The sequence below is a fragment of the Hoyosella altamirensis genome (assembly GCF_014191505.1).
GTDB lineage: Bacteria > Actinomycetota > Actinomycetes > Mycobacteriales > Mycobacteriaceae > Hoyosella > Hoyosella altamirensis.
Genome location: NZ_JACHWS010000003.1, coordinates 43,980 through 61,825 on the forward strand (window position 1 = coordinate 43,980; position 17,846 = coordinate 61,825).

At 62.4% G+C, this 17,846-nt stretch carries 14 protein-coding genes; 8 read left to right on the forward strand and 6 right to left on the reverse strand.

The genetic code is table 11. The features are described 5' to 3' along the window. The first annotated feature begins 7 nt into the window (after positions 1-7). Positions 8-2,500, forward strand: coding sequence for a DEAD/DEAH box helicase (locus FHU29_RS14300; RefSeq protein WP_064440405.1), 2,493 nt, complete (start codon positions 8-10; stop codon positions 2,498-2,500). Here the strand turns inward: FHU29_RS14300 and FHU29_RS14305 are convergent. The 3 genes from FHU29_RS14305 to FHU29_RS14315 form a co-directional block, all read right to left on the reverse strand. After that, complete coding sequence (locus FHU29_RS14305) at positions 2,407-4,671, reverse strand: heavy metal translocating P-type ATPase (RefSeq protein ID WP_064440406.1); 2,265 nt, start codon at positions 4,669-4,671, stop codon at positions 2,407-2,409. The two genes, FHU29_RS14300 and FHU29_RS14305, sit on opposite strands and share 94 nt — an antisense overlap. A gap of 9 nt (positions 4,672-4,680) precedes the next feature. Then, positions 4,681-4,965 carry a DUF1490 family protein gene (locus FHU29_RS14310; RefSeq protein WP_157095107.1) on the reverse strand — a complete coding sequence of 95 codons (285 nt, stop codon included), beginning with the start codon at positions 4,963-4,965 and terminating at the stop codon, positions 4,681-4,683. A 98-nt stretch (positions 4,966-5,063) separates the two neighbouring features. Then, positions 5,064-5,642 carry a TetR/AcrR family transcriptional regulator gene (locus FHU29_RS14315; RefSeq protein ID WP_064440408.1) on the reverse strand — a complete coding sequence of 193 codons (579 nt, stop codon included), beginning with the start codon at positions 5,640-5,642 and terminating at the stop codon, positions 5,064-5,066. A gap of 96 nt (positions 5,643-5,738) precedes the next feature. On the opposite strand from FHU29_RS14315, the gene FHU29_RS14320 reads away from it, so the two are divergent. The 5 genes from FHU29_RS14320 (at position 5,739) to hrpA (ending at position 13,962) form a co-directional block, all read left to right on the forward strand. Further along, positions 5,739-6,878 (forward strand): acyl-CoA dehydrogenase family protein, encoded by a 1,140-nt coding sequence (locus tag FHU29_RS14320; RefSeq protein WP_064440409.1) that lies wholly within the window; start codon positions 5,739-5,741, stop codon positions 6,876-6,878. A 26-nt stretch (positions 6,879-6,904) separates the two neighbouring features. Then, positions 6,905-8,119, forward strand: a complete 1,215-nt coding sequence (locus FHU29_RS14325) for an acetyl-CoA C-acetyltransferase (RefSeq protein ID WP_064440410.1) — start codon at positions 6,905-6,907, stop codon at positions 8,117-8,119. Between the two features lie 18 nt (positions 8,120-8,137). Further along, complete coding sequence (locus FHU29_RS14330; RefSeq protein ID WP_064440411.1) at positions 8,138-8,899, forward strand: 3-hydroxyacyl-CoA dehydrogenase; 762 nt, start codon at positions 8,138-8,140, stop codon at positions 8,897-8,899. Between the two features lie 20 nt (positions 8,900-8,919). Further along, a complete protein-coding gene (gene mmuM / locus FHU29_RS14335) occupies positions 8,920-9,813 on the forward strand; it encodes a homocysteine S-methyltransferase (protein WP_064440412.1) in 894 nt (297 codons plus the stop codon). A 192-nt stretch (positions 9,814-10,005) separates the two neighbouring features. Beyond that, entirely contained in the window at positions 10,006-13,962 is a 3,957-nt protein-coding gene (gene hrpA, locus FHU29_RS14340; protein ID WP_064440413.1) for an ATP-dependent RNA helicase HrpA, read from the forward strand. 6 nt (positions 13,963-13,968) lie between these two features. Here hrpA and FHU29_RS14345 read toward each other — a convergent pair whose 3' ends face one another. Both FHU29_RS14345 and nrdR read right to left on the reverse strand, forming a co-directional pair. Next, a complete protein-coding gene (locus FHU29_RS14345) occupies positions 13,969-14,181 on the reverse strand; it encodes a hypothetical protein (RefSeq protein ID WP_157095108.1) in 213 nt (70 codons plus the stop codon). Positions 14,182-14,282: 101 nt separating this feature from the next. Beyond that, positions 14,283-14,753, reverse strand: coding sequence for a transcriptional regulator NrdR (gene nrdR / locus FHU29_RS14350; protein ID WP_064440577.1), 471 nt, complete (start codon positions 14,751-14,753; stop codon positions 14,283-14,285). A 601-nt stretch (positions 14,754-15,354) separates the two neighbouring features. Here nrdR and FHU29_RS23290 point away from each other — a divergent pair. Then, the gene (locus tag FHU29_RS23290; RefSeq protein ID WP_260152730.1) at positions 15,355-15,573 is read left to right on the forward strand and encodes a hypothetical protein; all 219 of its coding nucleotides are present in this window, start codon (positions 15,355-15,357) and stop codon (positions 15,571-15,573) included. A gap of 344 nt (positions 15,574-15,917) precedes the next feature. Further along, positions 15,918-16,649, forward strand: a complete 732-nt coding sequence (gene lexA / locus FHU29_RS14360; RefSeq protein WP_064440414.1) for a transcriptional repressor LexA — start codon at positions 15,918-15,920, stop codon at positions 16,647-16,649. A gap of 7 nt (positions 16,650-16,656) precedes the next feature. Here the strand turns inward: lexA and FHU29_RS14365 are convergent, their stop codons facing one another. Beyond that, positions 16,657-17,844 carry a hypothetical protein gene (locus tag FHU29_RS14365; RefSeq protein ID WP_064440415.1) on the reverse strand — a complete coding sequence of 396 codons (1,188 nt, stop codon included), beginning with the start codon at positions 17,842-17,844 and terminating at the stop codon, positions 16,657-16,659. Between the last annotated feature and the right edge of the window lie 2 nt (positions 17,845-17,846).

The window sequence follows — 17,846 nt, forward strand, 5'->3', positions numbered from 1 at the left end:
TAGAGCTGTGCTTCTTCCTGACGAGATCCCCAACCAGCCCGAAGTCATCTACGACGCGTTCGAAGCGTGGGCTGGTGAACAAGGTCTCACACTGTATCCCGCACAGGAAGAAGCGCTACTGGAGATCGTGTCGGGTTCGAATGTCATCCTCGCGACACCGACGGGCTCTGGCAAGTCGCTCGTGGCTACAGCAGCGCACTTCACTGCCCTCGTCCAGGGATCGCGCACGTTCTACACCGCCCCCATCAAAGCACTGGTCAGCGAGAAGTTCTTCGCCTTATGTGACGTTTTCGGCGCCGAGAACGTCGGCATGATGACCGGCGATGCCGCTGTCAACGCTTCCGCCCCGATTATCTGTGCGACCGCAGAAATCCTCGCAAACATCGCGCTTCGCGAAGGCGTCGACGCCAACGTCGGACAGGTCGTGATGGATGAATTCCACTTTTACTCAGAACCTGACCGGGGGTGGGCCTGGCAGGTCCCGCTCATCGAGCTTACCGGTGCGCAGTTTTTGCTGATGTCCGCCACGCTCGGCGACGTGAGCTTCTTCGAGAAGGACCTGACGCAGCGTACAGGCCGCAACACTGTGCACGTTACGGGCGCGGAACGCCCAGTGCCGCTGGTGTTCTCGTATGCGATGACGCCTATCCACGAAACGATTGAAGAGCTCGTCAGCACCCATCAGGCGCCGGTCTATGTTGTTCACTTCACGCAGGCGGCCGCGCTTGAACGTGCCCAGGCCCTCACCAGCATCTCCGTGGCGAGCCGGGAGGATCGTGACCGAATCGCCGAAACAATCGCGGGCTTCCGGTTCACTACCGGTTTCGGGAGAACCCTGTCGCGGCTTATCCGGCACGGCATTGGGGTGCACCACGCGGGGATGCTACCGAAATACCGTCGGCTCGTGGAACGTCTCGCTCAGGAGGGGCTACTGAAGGTGATCTGCGGGACTGACACTCTCGGCGTTGGCATCAACGTTCCCATCAGAACAGTTCTCTTCACCGGCCTGACCAAGTTCGATGGAACACGCAACCGGATGTTGCGCGCCCGGGAGTTCCACCAGATCGCGGGACGTGCGGGCCGGGCGGGGTTCGACACCACGGGCAGCGTCGTCGTCCAGGCACCTGATCACGAGATAGAGAATGCGCGAGCGCTGGCAAAGGCGGGAGATGACCCCAAGAAACGTCGAAAAGTACAGCGCAAGAAGGCTCCTGAGGGTTTCGTCAACTGGACCAGTCAGACGTTTGAGAAGCTCGTCGCAGCGGAGCCAGAGCCACTCGTGTCACGTTTCCGCGTCACAAACGCGATGTTGCTGAACGTCATATCGCGGCCTGGCAACTGCTTCACCGCGATGCGGCACCTGCTTGAGGACAACCACGAAGCGCGCCCCGCTCAGCGCAAACTGATCCGCCGCGCAATCGCCCACTATCGGGGTCTTCTCAACGCGGGCATTGTGGATCGGCTTCCGGAACCCGATGAGCAGGGCCGGTGGGCTCGACTCACAGTCGACTTACAGCGCGATTTCGCACTGAACCAGCCGCTTTCGCCCTTCGCGCTGGCAGCGATCGAACTGCTCGACCGGGACTCTCCCACATATGCTCTCGATGTCGTGTCCGTCATCGAGAGCACTCTCGACGATCCGCGCACATTGCTTCTCTCTCAGCAGCACGCGGCGCGCGGTCAGGCAATCGGTGAAATGAAGGCCGACGGTATCGAGTACGACGAGCGTATGGAACTCCTTGAAGACATCACGTGGCCTAAGCCGCTTGAGGAGCTCCTCGTTCCTGCGTTCGAAATGTACCGGGCGGGGCATCCATGGGTAGCGGAGTTCAGTCTGTCCCCGAAGGCTGTCGTGCGTGACATGGTGGAGAAAGGCATGACATTCTCCGACTTGATTTCGACCTACAGCCTGAACCGCTCAGAGGGTCTCGTTCTTCGCTATCTGGCTGATGCCTACCGCGCTCTGCGGCAGACGGTCCCCGCTGATGCTCGTGACAGCGAGCTGGAGGACCTGACGGAGTGGCTCGGTGAGCTGATTCGTCAGGTCGATTCCAGCCTGATCGACGAGTGGGAGCAACTGGTCAACCCCGATGCGAAGCCAACAGATCAGCGCGCTTTCACAGACGACTCAGCGCGCCCGATAACCGCGAATTCGCGCGCGTTCCGGGTGATGGTGCGAAACGCAATGTTCCGCCGGGTGGAGCTCGTTGCGCGCGGACGCTGGGCAGAGCTTGCTGAACTGGGCGACCTCAGTTCGGAAGAATGGGCATCGTCATTCGATCCCTATTTCGACGAGTACGGCGAGATCGGAACTGGCCCGGCCGCACGCGGACCCGCACTTTTTCAGGTCGACGAGCAAGCGAGCCGGTGGGAAGTCCGGCAGATACTCGATGACCCCGAGGGCGATCACGGGTGGGCGCTGACCGCCGCGATCGATCTTGCGGAATGCGATGCTGCGGGTGAAGTCGTCATCGAGGATCTCGCGATCGTTGCGGGCTGACCCGCGAGCCGGTACCGGATCAGTCGAGAACTGTTGCCCACCACAGCAACTGATGACGCGTTGTGCAGGATCGCGGCAAGGACGGGTGAGAGTGCGCCCGCTGCGCTGACCAGTAGCCCGGCGGCATTCACCGTGATCGCCATCCCGTAGTTCTGTCTGATGACGCCGACGGTATGGGTGCCGAGTTCACGAAGGTCGATGAGTCTGCGCAAATCGTCTGTGGCTAAAGCGATGTCCGCCGTTTCCACTGCAACATCAGTCCCGGAGATCCCCATCGCTATACCGATATGGGCGCCCGCGAGGGCGGGCGCATCGTTGGTTCCGTCGCCGATCATGGCGACCGTGTGGCCTTCGCGCTTAAGGCCCTCGATGAGATCAAGTTTTTCGTCCGGCATCACGCCTGCTCGCCACTCCGTGATACCCAGTTCGCGCGCTACAGCGGCCGCGGTGTCGGGGTGATCACCGGTCAGCATGATGACGCGCTCGACACCTGAAGATCGCAGCGCATCAAGGACTCCGGGTGCTTCGGCACGCACCTCGTCGCGCAAGCTGACAAGCCCCACGAGTTCGCCATCCACAGCGAGGAGCAGCGGTGTTTCCGATCCTGACCGCAGGCGTGCCACCCAACTGAGGGCTTCCTCGCTGACTTTCACGTTCTCATTTTCCAGCAGCGTGGGGCTGCCGAGCAGCAGAGTGCGGCCATCAGCCCAGGTGCGCATTCCGAGGCCGACGAGCACTTCGCACTGCTCGTGCGGCGGGATCACAATGCGGCGTTCTTCGGTCGACCGGATGACTGCCTGTGCAAGCGGGTGGCGCGAGTGAATTTCAGAACTCGCCGCGTAGGCGAGGACTTGGCTGGGATTCCAGTCGGGGTGGAAGCTAACGATGTTCGTCACTACGGGCCTGCCGACGGTTAGCGTGCCTGTCTTGTCGAAGACGATGACGTCAACCTTGCCCGCTAGTTCGAGGTGTGACCCGCCCTTGATGAGGATCCCGCGGCGCGCACCGTTGCCGATAGCCGCGGAAATTGCGGTGGGGGTGGACAGTCCAACCGCGCACGGGCACGCGATCAGGAGCATTGTCATCGCGCGCCGTACGTCGCGCGTCAGTACTAGCGTCGCGCCCGCTAGCAGGAAGGAGGCCGGAACGAATCGGCGCGAGAAGGTTTCTCCTACCGTCTGGATCGGCGCGCGATCCGATTGAGCTTGCTCAACCCGGCTGATGATGCGGCCAATTGCGGTGTCCTTGCCGACGGCTCGCGCCTCGATGACGATCTCGCCCCGCATCAGGACCGAGCCTGCATGCACGACTGCACCGTTACCCACGGTCACGGGAAGGGGCTCACCAGTAATCGCCGACTGGTCGATGATGCCCTCACCGTTGATGATCACACCATCAACGGGCAGTGCGATGTGCTCGTGAATGACGACACGATCCCCGACCCGCACGGTGTCGATATCGACTCGTACTTCCTGACCATCGGGCGTCTGGATCCACGTGGTGTCTTGTGCGCCGCTGAGCAGGTCGGAAATCGCCCGGCGTGTGCGCCGGAGTGTCAGCTCCTGCAGGTACTCGCCGATATTCAGCAGCCACAGCACCGTGAGAGCCACGACGTTCTCGCGCAGCAGCAGACTCGCTACGGTCGCCGCCGAGACGAGTGTGTCCGTGCCGCCCACACGGGACTTCGTGAGCGAACGGACGGCGCCTTTGAGGAAGGGATAGCCGGTGACGATTGTGACGCCGGTAGCGAACGTGCGGCTGGCCGGCCCCAGGACCGGTGGGCGCCTCAGGACGTATCTGCGGATCCCGAGCAGCGCGAGGGCGGCGCCACCCAATGCCATCCGCGTGAGATCTCCAGTGCTCACCTCGGCGGAATATGGAGCCCGCGGGGGCGCGGCATGCCGTTCAACGTCGCTGGTTTCCGAGACCGCATGAAGGATCGTGTCAGCGTCAACGCGATTCACCGAGTACCAGACGACGAGCGATGACGTTCGGGGATATGCGTGAACCGCGCGTACCCCGTGCACAACCTCGACTGCATTCTCAACTGCAACCGCACGCGCCGGGCTCCGGTACATCCACGGAACTGTGACGCGCATGCGGCCCGCCGAATTCGATCGGATAGCCAGCCCGTCGGCTGGACCGTGCACCTCTGCCGAAGGATCGCTCATCGTCGCACGTTAGTGCGCGTGACCGTGGCCCGCGGGATGGCTCGGTGGGGGTGGGGCTTCCTCCCCTACCCGGCCACGCGCCTCCGCAACGATGTCGGCGGCCGTGAGGCGCACGTTCTCTGCACCTTCTTCAGCCTTACGCGCACCCTTGATGCCCAGCGCCGTTGCGGAAACTGCGATCTCACGAGTGGGTGTCTTTTTGGCTACCCATCGAGCGCCGTTGTATGCCGCGACGCCGACAACGCCAGTGACGACCGTTCCCAGCGCCTTTCCGATTAACACGCCGTGAATCACGATGCCTCCTTACGGTCCTGTCCGAGATGTTCGGGACCTCACCTTGATTCTGCCCCATTCCGGCGGGTTTGTGGCATCAGAGGGATAACTCGGACTGACTATGCGCTGATTCCCGCAGTCAGGATCGACGCGAGTTCCCGGTAGGCGCGGGCATCGTCGAGTCCTGTCGCCTCACGCACTCCGCCTTGCTGGATGCGCACCATCATCGTGGCGACCAAGTCGGCGGCGAACGCGGCATGCACGTCCCGGAACTCGCCGGCGGTAACGCCTTCTGTGATCAGCGCCTGCACGCGCCGCGCGGCAATTCTCGTATTCCGCTCGTATACCTCGCGGGCTGGAGCGAACGCATCGAGATCTGCCATGAACTGGTCTGACGCGGGCGTGAGCACGGCTCCCACGCCAGAGAGGTATGCGACGATCCTGTCGCGCGCTCCCCTGACGCCAGTGATCTGCGCTTCGATGCTGTCGGTAGCTCCGCGGAAGTAGTGCACCGTAACGGCGCGGACGAGCTGCTCTTTGCTGCCAGCAAGTGTGTAGAGCGTCGACTTGGAGCAGCGCAGCCGGCCAGCTATTTCGTCAAGCGTGAGGTGCGCGAAGCCCTCTGCGAGGAACAGGGCAAGCAACTCGTCGAAAAGTTCGCTGCGCCGCTTCGTCGCGAAGCTCGAGGGCCGGTTCATGAGGCCAATAGTACTGAGATGCTTGTTGCAGTACTAGTTTGTTGGCAGTACTGTAGTTCGTAACACAGTACTATTTCGCGTTCCAGGGGTGATTTCGTGGCAGTCGACCGACTTTTGCCAACAGAAGAAGCACGAGACCTCATCGCGCTGACGCGCGATGTTGCCGACAAAGTACTCACGCCCCGCGTCGATGAGCACGAGAAGACCGAGACCTACCCCGAAGGGGTCTTCGCCACACTCGGCGAAGCAGGGCTGCTGAGCCTCCCCTACGCGGAGGAATGGGGCGGCGGTGGCCAGCCGTACGAGGTCTACCTGCAGATGCTCGAAGAACTCGGAGCGCGCTGGGCCGCCGTTGCGGTCGCCGTCAGTGTCCACAGCCTCTCCTGCCACCCCCTCAACGCGTTTGGTACCGACGAGCAGAAGCAGAAATGGCTGCCGGAATTGCTGGGTGGCAGCACAATCGGCGCCTACAGTCTTTCCGAGCCCCAGGCTGGCTCCGACGCATCCGCGCTGGCATGTAAGGCCACACGAACCGACGGCGGGTACATCATCAACGGCGCCAAAGCCTGGATCACCCATGGTGGAATCGCCGATTACTACAACCTGTTCGCGCGCACCGGTGAGGGTTCGCGCGGCATCTCGTGCTTCCTGGTCCCCCGAGACACCCCCGGGCTTACCTTCGGTAAACCCGAGGAGAAAATGGGCCTGCACGCCGTACCTACAACAGCGGCGCACTACGACGACGTGTTCCTTCCGCACGAGTGCCGTATTGGAGCGGAAGGCCAGGGACTGCAGATCGCCTTCAGTGCACTCGATTCCGGTCGGCTCGGAATTGCCGCTGTCGCAACAGGACTAGCGCAGGCCGCTCTTGACGAAGCGGTTGCGTATGCGAAGGAGCGTCAGACTTTCGGCAAGCGCATCATCGACCACCAAGGTCTGGGTTTCGTACTGGCCGATATGGCAGCGGCAGTGGATTCGGCACGGGCCACATATCTCGATGCTGCGAGACGCCGCGACGCTGGACTCCCTTACTCGCGCAACGCTTCTGTCGCGAAGCTTGTCGCCACCGATGCCGCCATGAAGGTCACCACCGATGCTGTCCAGGTGTTCGGCGGGTACGGCTACACGCGCGAGTTCCGCGTCGAACGCTTCATGCGCGAAGCGAAGATCATGCAAATCTTCGAAGGCACCAATCAGATTCAGCGACTGGTGATCAGCCGGTCACTCGCACAGTAGTTTCAGCGATACAAGGAAGGCCCTCCATGACCAATCCGCAATCGAGCGCGGCGGAATCTCGCACTGCCGTCATCGTCGCAGGCGCGCGTACTCCTACTGCCCGGCTGATGGGTGCACTCAAAGACTTCACCGGCGCCGACCTCGGAGCGGTCGCGATCTCGGGTGCGATGCAGAAATCCGGTGTCGCTCCGGCTGACGTCGAATACGTCATCATGGGTCAGGTCCTGACCGCCGGTGCAGGACAGATGCCCGCACGCCAGGCCGCCGCAAAGGCCGGAATTCCCATGAGTACGCCTGCGCTCAACATCAACAAGGTGTGTCTCTCTGGCGTTCAGTCGATCATCCTCGCGGACCAATTCATCCGGTCCGGCGCATACGACATTGTCGTCGCCGGAGGAATGGAGTCTATGAGCCAGGCACCGCACCTGCTCCCCCGCTCCCGGGGCGGGTACAAGTATGGGGACGTCACGATGATCGACCACATGGCGTTCGACGGCCTCCACGACGCCTTCACCGATCAGCCGATGGGTCTTCTCACCGACGCCGGCACCGCCGACAGCATCTCACGTACCGAGCAGGATGAGTTCGCTGCCCGGTCGCAACAGCGCGCGGCCGCAGCCTGGGAGAACGGAACATTCGACGAAGAGGTCGTTCCCGTCGAAATCCCCGGCCGGAAGGGCACGAGCACCTGGCTCTCGCGCGACGAGGGCGTGCGCGCCGAGACCACAGCCGAGAGCCTCGCGAAACTGCGGCCAGCGTTCAGCTCGAACGGAACTGTAACGGCGGGGAATGCGTCCCCCATCAACGACGGCGCATGCGCGGTTGTGGTCATGAGCAAGCAGCGCGCCGAAGCACTGGGGCTGACCTGGATCGCCGAGATCGGTGCACACGGAATGGTGTCTGGGCCTGACTCTGGCCTGCACACGCAGCCGTCCCGCGCGATCGCTGCCGCGTGCAAGGCAGAGGGAATCGATCCGTCGGACCTCGACCTCATCGAAATCAATGAGGCCTTCGCAGCGGTAGGAATCGCTTCGACCCGTGACCTCGGCGTCGATGCGGAGCGGGTCAACGTCAACGGCGGGGCGATCGCAATTGGGCATCCGATTGGCATGTCTGGTGCCCGGATCGCCCTGCATCTCGCACTAGAACTGCGCCGCCGCGGCGGCGGATCCGGCGCCGCCGCACTATGCGGTGGTGGCGGACAGGGTGACGCACTGATCCTGCACGTGCCAGCGGTCTAACGGCGAAAGGGAGAGTTCGTGGATATCAACGGTTCTGTCGCGGTGATTTCCGGTGGTGCGTCCGGTCTTGGACACGCCACCGCGAAAGCGCTGAACAAGCTCGGCGCTAAGGTGGTCCTTCTGGACCTGCCCTCGTCCAGGGGTGAGGACGCGGCACGTGAGATCGGTGACGGCGCGGTCTTCATTCCCGCCGACGTGACGTCCGCCGAGCAGGCTGAGGCTGCCATCGGTCAGGCAGCCGAACTGGGAGACATTCGTGTGGCGGTCAACTGCGCCGGTGTCGCGACTCCCGGTAAGGTACTCGGCCGCAGGGGCGTACTGCCGCTCGAGGACTTCGAGCGGGTCGTGCGCATCAACCTCGTCGGCACTTTCAACGTCATCCGCCTGGCGGCTGAGAAGATGTCCCAGACCGAGCCGATCAATGGTGAACGTGGCGTCATCATCGACACCGCCTCTGTTGCCGCGTTCGACGGCCAGATCGGCCAGGCCGCCTACGCTGCCTCCAAAGGCGGCGTCGCTGCTCTGACGCTTCCCGTTGCGCGTGAGCTCGCCAGCCACCTCATCCGTGTTGTCACGGTTGCACCTGGGATCTTCGAAACCCCCATGCTCCTCGGCCTCCCCGAGGAAGCGCAGAAGTCGCTTGGTCAGCAAGTCCCCCACCCTTCGCGGCTCGGGAAACCCGGCGAGTACGCGGCACTCGTCACCCACATCATCGACAACCCGATGCTGAACGGCGAAACCATCAGGCTCGATGGCGCGATCCGGATGGCGCCGAAGTAAAACACCTGCACAATTGATGCGTGGCTACCTTCACGGACGCACTCCAGGCACGGGCGCTCGTCTGCGACGGTGGTCTCGCCACAGCACTGGAAGCGCGCGGCCATAACCTCGCTGGAGGGTTGTGGTCCGCGCGTTTGCTGTTCGACACCCCCGACGAAATCGCAGCCGTGCATCGCGCCTTCTTCGCGGCCGGTGCCGACATCGCGATAACCGCGAGCTACCAAGCCTCGTTCCGCGGTTTCGCGAACTGCGGTATCGGCCGGCGCGGGACGGAACGTCTGCTGCGCCGCAGCGTCCGGATCGCAGTTGACGTACGGGACGAGTTCGGCCGGGGATTTATAGCGGCATCGATCGGCCCCTACGGTGCCGCAGCGGCCGACGGGTCCGAATACAGGGGACGATACGGGCTGAGCGTTCGGGAACTCCGTGCGTGGCACCGCCCGCGATTCGAGATCCTGGCCGACACGGGGGCTGATGTGCTCGCGGTCGAGACTATCCCCGACCTTGACGAGGCCGAGGCGCTGGCATCGTTGATTTCTGAGTTCAGGGTTCCGGCCTGGCTGAGTTACACCATCTCCGGTGAAAGAACTCGGGCCGGGCAGCCCTTGTCCGATGCTTTCGAGGTGGCGTCTGAGATCGACTCGATCGTGGCGGTCGGGGTCAATTGCTGCGCTCCCGCCGACGTAATCCCCGCAATCGATACCGCGCAGCATGCTGGTAAGCCTGTGATCGTCTATCCGAATAGCGGAGAAGGCTGGGACGCGGAGTCCGGACGCTGGGCCGGAGAATCCGAATTCAGCGTCCAGCTGGCGCGCCAATGGGCCGCCGCCGGTGCGCAGATTATCGGGGGTTGCTGCCGGGTTGGTGCGGGTGACATCGCGCAAGTGGCGAGTGCGCTTTCCCGTCCCACATGACAGGCAGTTGGCCGCCTTAGTTGCCGACTTCAAGGAAGCGAAGATGCCCGAGGCGTTTGACGTATGCCCTGCCGTCAGTCGAGTCAATCTTCTGACCTTGATTCTTCCGTCTACGGCGGATGCTTGGGCATATCTCAGATGCTTCAGCACATCTCGATCGCCGTGACACCGAGCCGTTATCCTTGTCGAAGAATGAATCCCACAACGAGCCAAGCAGACGCCCACAAGGATCTGCCCTCACGTCACGAGCTGCGCACACTCCTCGATTCGCTCACCCTTCGAGATGCGCATCGACTTCACCAGCGGCTTCGGCATGCCAAGAACGCCGCTGATCGCTCGAAGATTGCGGCGGCCGCTCAGAAAGCCCAGCTCCGTGTCAGTGCCCGGCATGAAGCTGTACCCACCATCTCCTACCCACCTGAACTACCGGTATCAGAACGCCGCGATGACATCGCCGCCGCTATCCGCGACAACCAGGTAGTGATCGTCGCGGGCGAGACCGGGTCCGGTAAAACGACACAGCTCCCCAAGATTTGCCTCGAACTCGGGCGCGGAATCCGCGGGACCATCGGCCATACTCAGCCGCGCAGACTCGCCGCCCGCACAGTGGCAGAACGCATTGCGGAAGAGCTTGACTGCGATCTTGGCACCGCAGTCGGATACACCGTTCGCTTCACCGACCGCGTCTCCGACACCACGCTCGTGAAGCTCATGACGGACGGCATTCTTCTCAACGAGATCCAGCGCGACCGGATGCTGCGCAACTACGACACACTCATCATCGATGAGGCCCACGAGCGCAGCCTCAACATCGACTTCATTCTCGGATACCTGAAGCAGCTGCTGCCCCGCAGACCCGACCTGAAAGTGATCATCACTTCGGCGACAATTGACCCAGAGCGGTTCGCCCAGCAGTTCGCGACCGACGGCGTACCCGCGCCTATCGTCGAGGTCTCCGGTCGCACCTACCCCGTCGAGATTCGATATGAGCCCTTGACTGAGGAGCTACAGCCGGATGCCCGCGACGACGACACACGCGGCAGCAGGACGACCGTCGAGAAGGACCCGGTTGACGCTATCTGCGATGCCGTTTCCGAGCTGTTGAGAGAAGGCCCCGGTGATATTTTGGTCTTCCTTTCGGGAGAGCGCGAAATTCGGGACACAGCCGATGCTCTGCACGACCGGAAGCTTCCGCGGGTCGACGTGCTTCCCTTGTATGCGCGACTTTCTGCCGCTGACCAGCATCGCGTATTCACCAAACACTCTGGCCGGCGTGTTGTGCTTTCCACCAACGTCGCCGAAACGTCGCTGACGGTTCCCGGCATCAAGTACGTCATAGACCCCGGTTATGCGCGTATCTCACGGTATTCGCTCCGGACCAAGGTGCAGCGACTGCCAATCGAACCGATCTCGCAGGCATCGGCACGCCAGAGGGCAGGGCGTTGCGGGCGCGTATCCGACGGGATTTGCGTACGCCTCTATTCTGAGAAGGATTTCGAGGAGCGGCCACTCTTCACCGATCCTGAAATTCTGCGCACAAACCTTGCTGCAGTGGTCCTGCAGATGGCGGCACTTGACCTCGGCGACGTCGCGGACTTCCCTTTCATCGATGCACCCGATCCGCGCAGCGTGCGCGACGGTGTCCGGCTTCTTGAAGAACTCGGCGCCCTCGCCAAGCCTGGGGCCGGAAAACGTGGCCACACGCTCACCGAGGTGGGGCGCCAGCTTGCCGCGCTGCCCATCGATCCCCGGCTCGGGCGCATGCTGGTCGAGGCGCACGCCAGTGGCTGTCTGCGTGAAGTGCTCACTGTAGTGGCGGGACTTTCGATTCAGGATGTGCGAGAACGCCCGAGTGAACAGCAACAGAAAGCTGATGAACTACATCGGAGGTTCGCTGAGTCAGGCTCCGACTTCCTTGCCTACCTCGACTTGTGGAACTACCTGCGTGAGAAAAGGACCGAACTGTCGTCCAGCCAGTTCCGGAAACTTTGCCGAGCCGAGTTTCTGCACTGGCAGCGTATTCGCGAATGGCAAGACCTTCGCGGCCAGCTGAAACAGATCTGTTCCGGGCTCGGCTGGTTGCAGAATGAGAACCCCGCAGCCCCAGACACTATCCATCAAGCCCTGCTTTCGGGGCTGCTGTCGCACATTGGTATGCGCGAAGCAGATACGCGTGAGTTCCTTGGCGCACGCGGGGCAAAGTTCATGGTGTTCCCGGGCTCCGCGCTCGCGAGGAAGCCACCCCAGTTCGTGATGGCCGCGGAACTTGTCGAAACATCCCGGCTCTGGGCGCGCACGGTGGCGAAAATCGAACCTGCCTGGGCGGAACGCCTCGCCGGGGACCTCGTAAAGCGCACGTACTCCGAGCCGCACTGGTCGAGCAGACAAGGAGCAGTGCTCGCGTACGAGCGCGTCACCCTTTTCGGCGTCCCGCTCGCGGCGAAACGCCGCGTGAATTTCGGGTCAATCGATGCGGAAACCTCTCGTGAACTGTTTATTCGTCACGCACTTGTCCAGGGCGAGTGGGACTTTCGGCACGAGTTTTTCAAGCGGAATCGCGAACTGCTTGCCGACGTCGAGGATCTCGAACACCGGGCAAGGCGCCGCGACATTCTCGTTGACGACGACACACTGTTCGACTTTTACGATGCCAGACTCCCCGACACCGTCGTCTCAGCCCGGCATTTCGACAGCTGGTGGAAGAAGAAGAAACAGTCGAACCCTGAGTTACTGACCTTCACCACAGAAACGGTGGTGAACACAGATGCTGCAGCGGTGCATGCCCGAGACTTTCCCGATGCATGGAAGCAGGCCGACCTGCTATTCCCGCTTTCGTACCACTTCGAGCCTGGCCACCCGCGCGACGGTGTGACAGTACAGATTCCCCTCTCCCAGCTGGAACGGGTGCGGCCGGTAGGGTTCGAATGGCTCGTGCCCGGGCTGCGAAACGAACTCGCGGTCGCACTGATCAAAACACTCCCCAAGGCCCTGCGCCGCCAGGTCGTTCCCGCGCCAGACTTCGCTGCTGCCGCGTTGTCAGCCGTGAAGCCGCGCACGGAACCGATGCCCGTTGCTTTCGCGCGTGAACTGTCCCGACTCGGCGGGTTGCGTATCGAGCCGCATGATTTCACGCTCACTGAACTGCCTGATCACTTGCGGATGACTTATGCCGTGATTGATGACAACGGCGACACCATACGTACAGCGAAGGACCTCGATGAGCTGAAAGACGGTCTTGCCACAGCTGTCACGAAGGCGGTAGCGCGGGCCGGTTCTTCGGCAGAACGTCCGCCACGCTGGTCGTGGCCGGAACTTCCAGGTGGCCGCATTCCCCGGGTGGTCGACCATCGCTCGGGCGGCAACATTGTCCGTGGCTACCCGGCGCTAGTTCTGGAGCCCCAGGGCATAGCAGTGCGTGTACTGAGTACCGCTGCCGCTCAGGATCATTCGATGGTCACCGCAACACGAGCACTAATCGCGCGTGAAGCAGGTGCCCTGCCGAAATCAGTGTTCAGCGGGTTTCCCGCAGCGCAGCGCCTCATATTGAACCACGCCCTAGCGGGCGGAATCGCACGCATTGCCGAGGACTGTCGTGAATGTGCAATTGATGCGCTTGTCGCCCAATTCGGCGGTGTCGCCTGGGATGGCGCCACATTCGCCTCGTTATCGGCGAAGGTGCGGTCAAATCTCACGGAACAGACTCGGCACGTCCTCTTGCGTGTGGTACCGGTTTTGGAGGAGGCACACACCCTGAGTGTCGTCCTCTCGGGGCGAACAGATGAAGCCGCACAGGACGTTTCCGATCAGCTAGCCGATCTCGTTTACCCTGGTTTCGTCACCGAGAGCGGCGCGGATCGGCTTCCCAGCCTCGTACGGTACCTCACGGCGGCGCGGCGTCGGGTTGAGTCGCTGCCGGGCAGCATTTCTCGCGATTCGCGCGGAATGGCGGTGCTCGACCGGATCTACGCCCGATTGGGCGACACTCTGGAACGGCTTCCACAAGCAGAGCGAACTAGCCCACGTGTGGATGAGGTTCACTGGATGATCGAAGAACTTCGGGTCAGCTTGTTCGCGCAAACTGTCGGAACGGCGTACGCCATCTCTGAGCAGCGGGTAGCAAACGCAATCGACGCTCTCGCGGCCCGGTAATTCCGATTAATAGCCGAGACTGTACCAGGTACGGGGCGGCAGCGGCTGCGGGTTCAAACTGACGGCGCTCCCGAATGAGCTACTCGACTGTTGCGTGTAGATCGCCATGCCTGAGGGCGGCAGCGGCTGCGGATTAAGTGCGGTTGCCGCACCGGCCGCTCCTAGCATTAAGGCTGCCCCTGCAATAACGACGGTCAGGACGGCTTGTGTACGGCTCATGGCTGCTCCTATTAGAGGAAGGTGATGCACCTATACTCCGCAAATATCGTGCCGAAAAGCAGCCACCCCAGGGGTGAAGTCTTGCCACCTTGCCGCAGGGGTCAACCCTGCGGCGTTTTTTGTTTCTCGCGGTGCTCTCGAAGGTCTTCTATTTCTTTCTCGAAGTCATCAGCGGAGCTGAATGACCGATAAACCGAGGCGAAGCGCAGATAGGCCACTTCGTCGAGGTCGCGCAGCGGCCCGAGGATTGCCAGCCCGATTTCATGACTGGGTACCTCGGCTGCTCCTGACGCACGGACGGTGTCTTCGACCTGCTGTGCAAGCTTGTTCAGAGCATCATCGTCCACCTGTCGGCCCTGGCATGCGGAGCGCACCCCACGAACGACCTTCTCCCGACTAAATGGTTCGGTGACACCGCTGCGCTTCAGTACCGCCAGCACGGCAGTCTCGACCGTCGTGAACCGACGGCCACATTCAGTGCAGGATCGCCGGCGGCGAATTGCTTGTCCCTCGTCTGCTTCCCGCGAGTCGACTACGCGCGAACTCGCGGATTTGCAGAATGGACAACGCATATCTTCTCCTCGCTCACACCCAGCTTCGCGGTTTACGAACTGGGTACCGCTCGGGGTCGGTGGCCGAAACGCTTCCCCTATCCTCCCCGCCGGAGGGTCGAGCCGCCAACCACCCACTTCTTTAGCACTGTAGGACAGATAGATAAATTCGGGCCTCGCTGCCCGCTCCGAGTGCTTTCCTTTCCGAAAGTATGCGCTCGGGCGCGTCGCCGCAAGTGCGGTCAAATCGGGCAGGCGCAGCAGCGCATCATCACCGTCGTGCTCGGGCAGTGCACTCATTGTGCGGGCTCCGCCGCACATTCCCCGCTGCACGGAACGATGGGGGCAAGGAGAGATTGTCCAGGCGACACCATGGAGTTCCTCAGGCCGTTGAGATCGCGGATGCTCGCTACCGATACCTCCATTGGCATTGCGGGGGCCACGCGTCGAGCGACGTCACTCAGGGACTCGCCTTGATTCACTGTCACGACGCCGACACTCCCGGGTACAGCGTCTGGAAGACCACCGGTGGAAGGAGAGAAAACCAGGCCCCACAACGGAACCGCACACATTGCGGCGACTACGGCCGCGAACATGAGCCTCAGCACGAGCGTGTCTTCGCGTGATTGCGGACGTGACCGCCCGCGTCTCGCTGGCGCACAGCCAGGACGGCCATGCACCTCACGGTAACGCGGCCCGGGACGGCTCGGGCGCCGCCACGTCTCCCGCTGCGTTCTGCGGCGGCGGGGCACAGATCCTTCGCGACGGCTGCCCCAGTCCACTGTCTGGTCGCGATCGAGTTGGAGGTTCGAAGCTCTCACCCCGCTACGCGCGCGGCTGACGCTGGAAAACCCCGACCGCATGCATGGGGCCGGAGAACTGTAGCGGGCGCTGAGGTTTCCCGTGTTGTCAGCGGGAGCAAACCGGACGCTCATAACAACCTCCACTCGATTCGGGCCCACCCACGCGGACCACAGGTTGTGCTCTCGACGATGCCCGGTTAATCGAACATGCGTTTGGCTCGATCGCACGTTCGATTGATATCACGCGACTCTGACAAGTTTTGCTCGAACTACCGAAACAGTCGAACAGGTGTTTGGAAAATCGTTGAGTGTTGACTAAGGTCAACACCAGTCACACGTGGCACTGTCAGCGGTGGACTGACGGCCAGGAGGAGTCATCAACATGAGCGCTCGCCGGAGCACACGGACACCAGAGCCTGAGGCGGAGAACGCACTTCAGCCGTTGACCGCGCGGCAGCGCGAGGTCCTCACTGTCATACGTGCATCCGTGATGGAGCGTGGTTATCCCCCAAGTGTGCGCGAGATCGGGGAAGCGGTCGGGCTGACCTCAACCTCGTCGGTGACGCATCAACTCCGGGCGCTCGAGCGCAAAGGCTACCTGCGGCGAGATCCGCATCGTCCCCGTGCCGTAGATGTGCGAGGGTCCGACGACGACAGTTCCTCGAGCAGCAGCACTCAGGCGTTCGGAAGCGGCGGACGCGCCTCGCACGAGGTTGGCAGCTTTGGCGGCCACACAGTAACCCCGGTGTACGTCCCTGTGGTGGGACGAATCGCTGCAGGCGGGCCGATTCTGGCAGAGCAGCAGATTGATGATGTGTTTCCCCTCCCCTCCGAACTGGTGGGCCAGGGTTCCCATTTTCTGCTGAAGGTCGTCGGCGAGTCCATGATCGAAGCGGCTATCTGCGATGGTGACTGGGTGGTTGTGCGTCAGCAGGAAGACGCGGTGAACGGCGACATTGTCGCGGCCATGATCGACGGCGAAGCGACGGTCAAGACTTTCAAACGAACGAAAGATCACGTATGGCTGCTGCCGCAGAACCCGATCTTCGAGCCGATAGCGGGCGATGATGCAACGGTGCTCGGCAAGGTCGTGTCCGTGATCCGAAAGCTCTGAGTACGAGCTACTTTCGCCTCCACCAAAGAACTGTCGCACCAGCAATCAGCACGGAGACAAACAGCCCCACCCCCACTGCCGCGACGCGCGCACCGAAACTGTCCAGCGCGTCGTCGTCTGGCGGTGGCTCTGCCACGGTGCCTGCACCCGCTGGGTCTGAGGGCGGCGGCACCGCCACGTCATCAGCGGGTTCCGGCGCAGCGGCACGCTGCGCAACTTGCGACCACACATAGTCCTCAACGCCACGAAGGATCTGGATCGGCGGCAGTGGTTCATTCGCAGCCGGCGGACGTTCGGGATCGCCGGTAATGGGAAAGCCTAACTCCGACGCGGTGAGCAGATCCCCGTCAGCGGTAAAGGCGATCGCCTCCCCTTGTGGTTCATTCGGGATCGGCAGGACGACAGGGTCTCGAGTGAGTGCCTCGAGCAGGTCGCCGTCTTCGTCCGCGTAAAAGTAGATGTCGGTGTACGTTCGCACGGCTGCGATCGTGCCTTCGGCATTCACCGCGCCGCCAGTGGCAAGGACTGAGCCGAATTGTCCGATTGGGCCACCCGGGGTTTCTGTCATCGGAAACGTCAGTTCCCCCGCCTTCACGAGGTCAATTGGCCCAGGTGAGGGGAGGTCGTCAACAGATGTGCCACCTTCTGGTACGTACACCTCTCCGACACCGACGCCTTTCGTCACGATGATCGCCATCCCCGCGCGGTCAAGCAGGATGGTTTCTGCGTCACGGGCACGGTCGGGGTACCGCAAGCGATGGAGCACCGCGCTGCCATCGTTGCGGTTCATGCTGATCAGGGCGATTGTTTCGCGCGCCGCACGGTTGTCTCCGACATCCGCTATCCACAGGTTGTCGCCTCGCACGGTCAAGTCTTCGGGGTCAAACGGATTCAGCTCGTTGCGCAGCCATCTCGTCACCGTACAGTCGCCAGCGAGCACGTTCGCGAGCTCGGCCACGGCAACGCTGCTACCCCCGTCCGGGATGGCGTACACCACCCCGTCAGCCACGATGAGGCCCGAGAGCTCCTCGAGTTCACGATCGACGGGCACGCAAAGCGGTTCCGCACCCGGCGGGCTGTCGGTTTCCTGCGCCCCCGCCGGTGAGGCGAGGAGACTCCCCACGATCGCAGCAGCAATACCGGCGCCCACAATGCGTGAGCGCCGGTAGCTGGGCCGGTCGGGATCATGGCGCATCC

Excerpts from the sequence above, each read along its gene's own strand:
- FHU29_RS14305 (WP_064440406.1), bottom strand. The coding sequence starts at position 4,671 with ATGAGCGATCCTTCGGCAGAGGTGCACGGTCCAGCCGACGGGCTGGCT.
- FHU29_RS14315 (WP_064440408.1), bottom strand. The coding sequence starts at position 5,642 with ATGAACCGGCCCTCGAGCTTCGCGACGAAGCGGCGCAGCGAACTTTTC.
- FHU29_RS14325 (WP_064440410.1), top strand. The coding sequence starts at position 6,905 with ATGACCAATCCGCAATCGAGCGCGGCGGAATCTCGCACTGCCGTCATC.
- hrpA (WP_064440413.1), top strand. The coding sequence starts at position 10,006 with ATGAATCCCACAACGAGCCAAGCAGACGCCCACAAGGATCTGCCCTCA.
- FHU29_RS14345 (WP_157095108.1), bottom strand. The coding sequence starts at position 14,181 with ATGAGCCGTACACAAGCCGTCCTGACCGTCGTTATTGCAGGGGCAGCC.
- nrdR (WP_064440577.1), bottom strand. The coding sequence starts at position 14,753 with ATGCGTTGTCCATTCTGCAAATCCGCGAGTTCGCGCGTAGTCGACTCG.
- lexA (WP_064440414.1), top strand. The coding sequence starts at position 15,918 with ATGAGCGCTCGCCGGAGCACACGGACACCAGAGCCTGAGGCGGAGAAC.
- FHU29_RS14365 (WP_064440415.1), bottom strand. The coding sequence starts at position 17,844 with ATGCGCCATGATCCCGACCGGCCCAGCTACCGGCGCTCACGCATTGTG.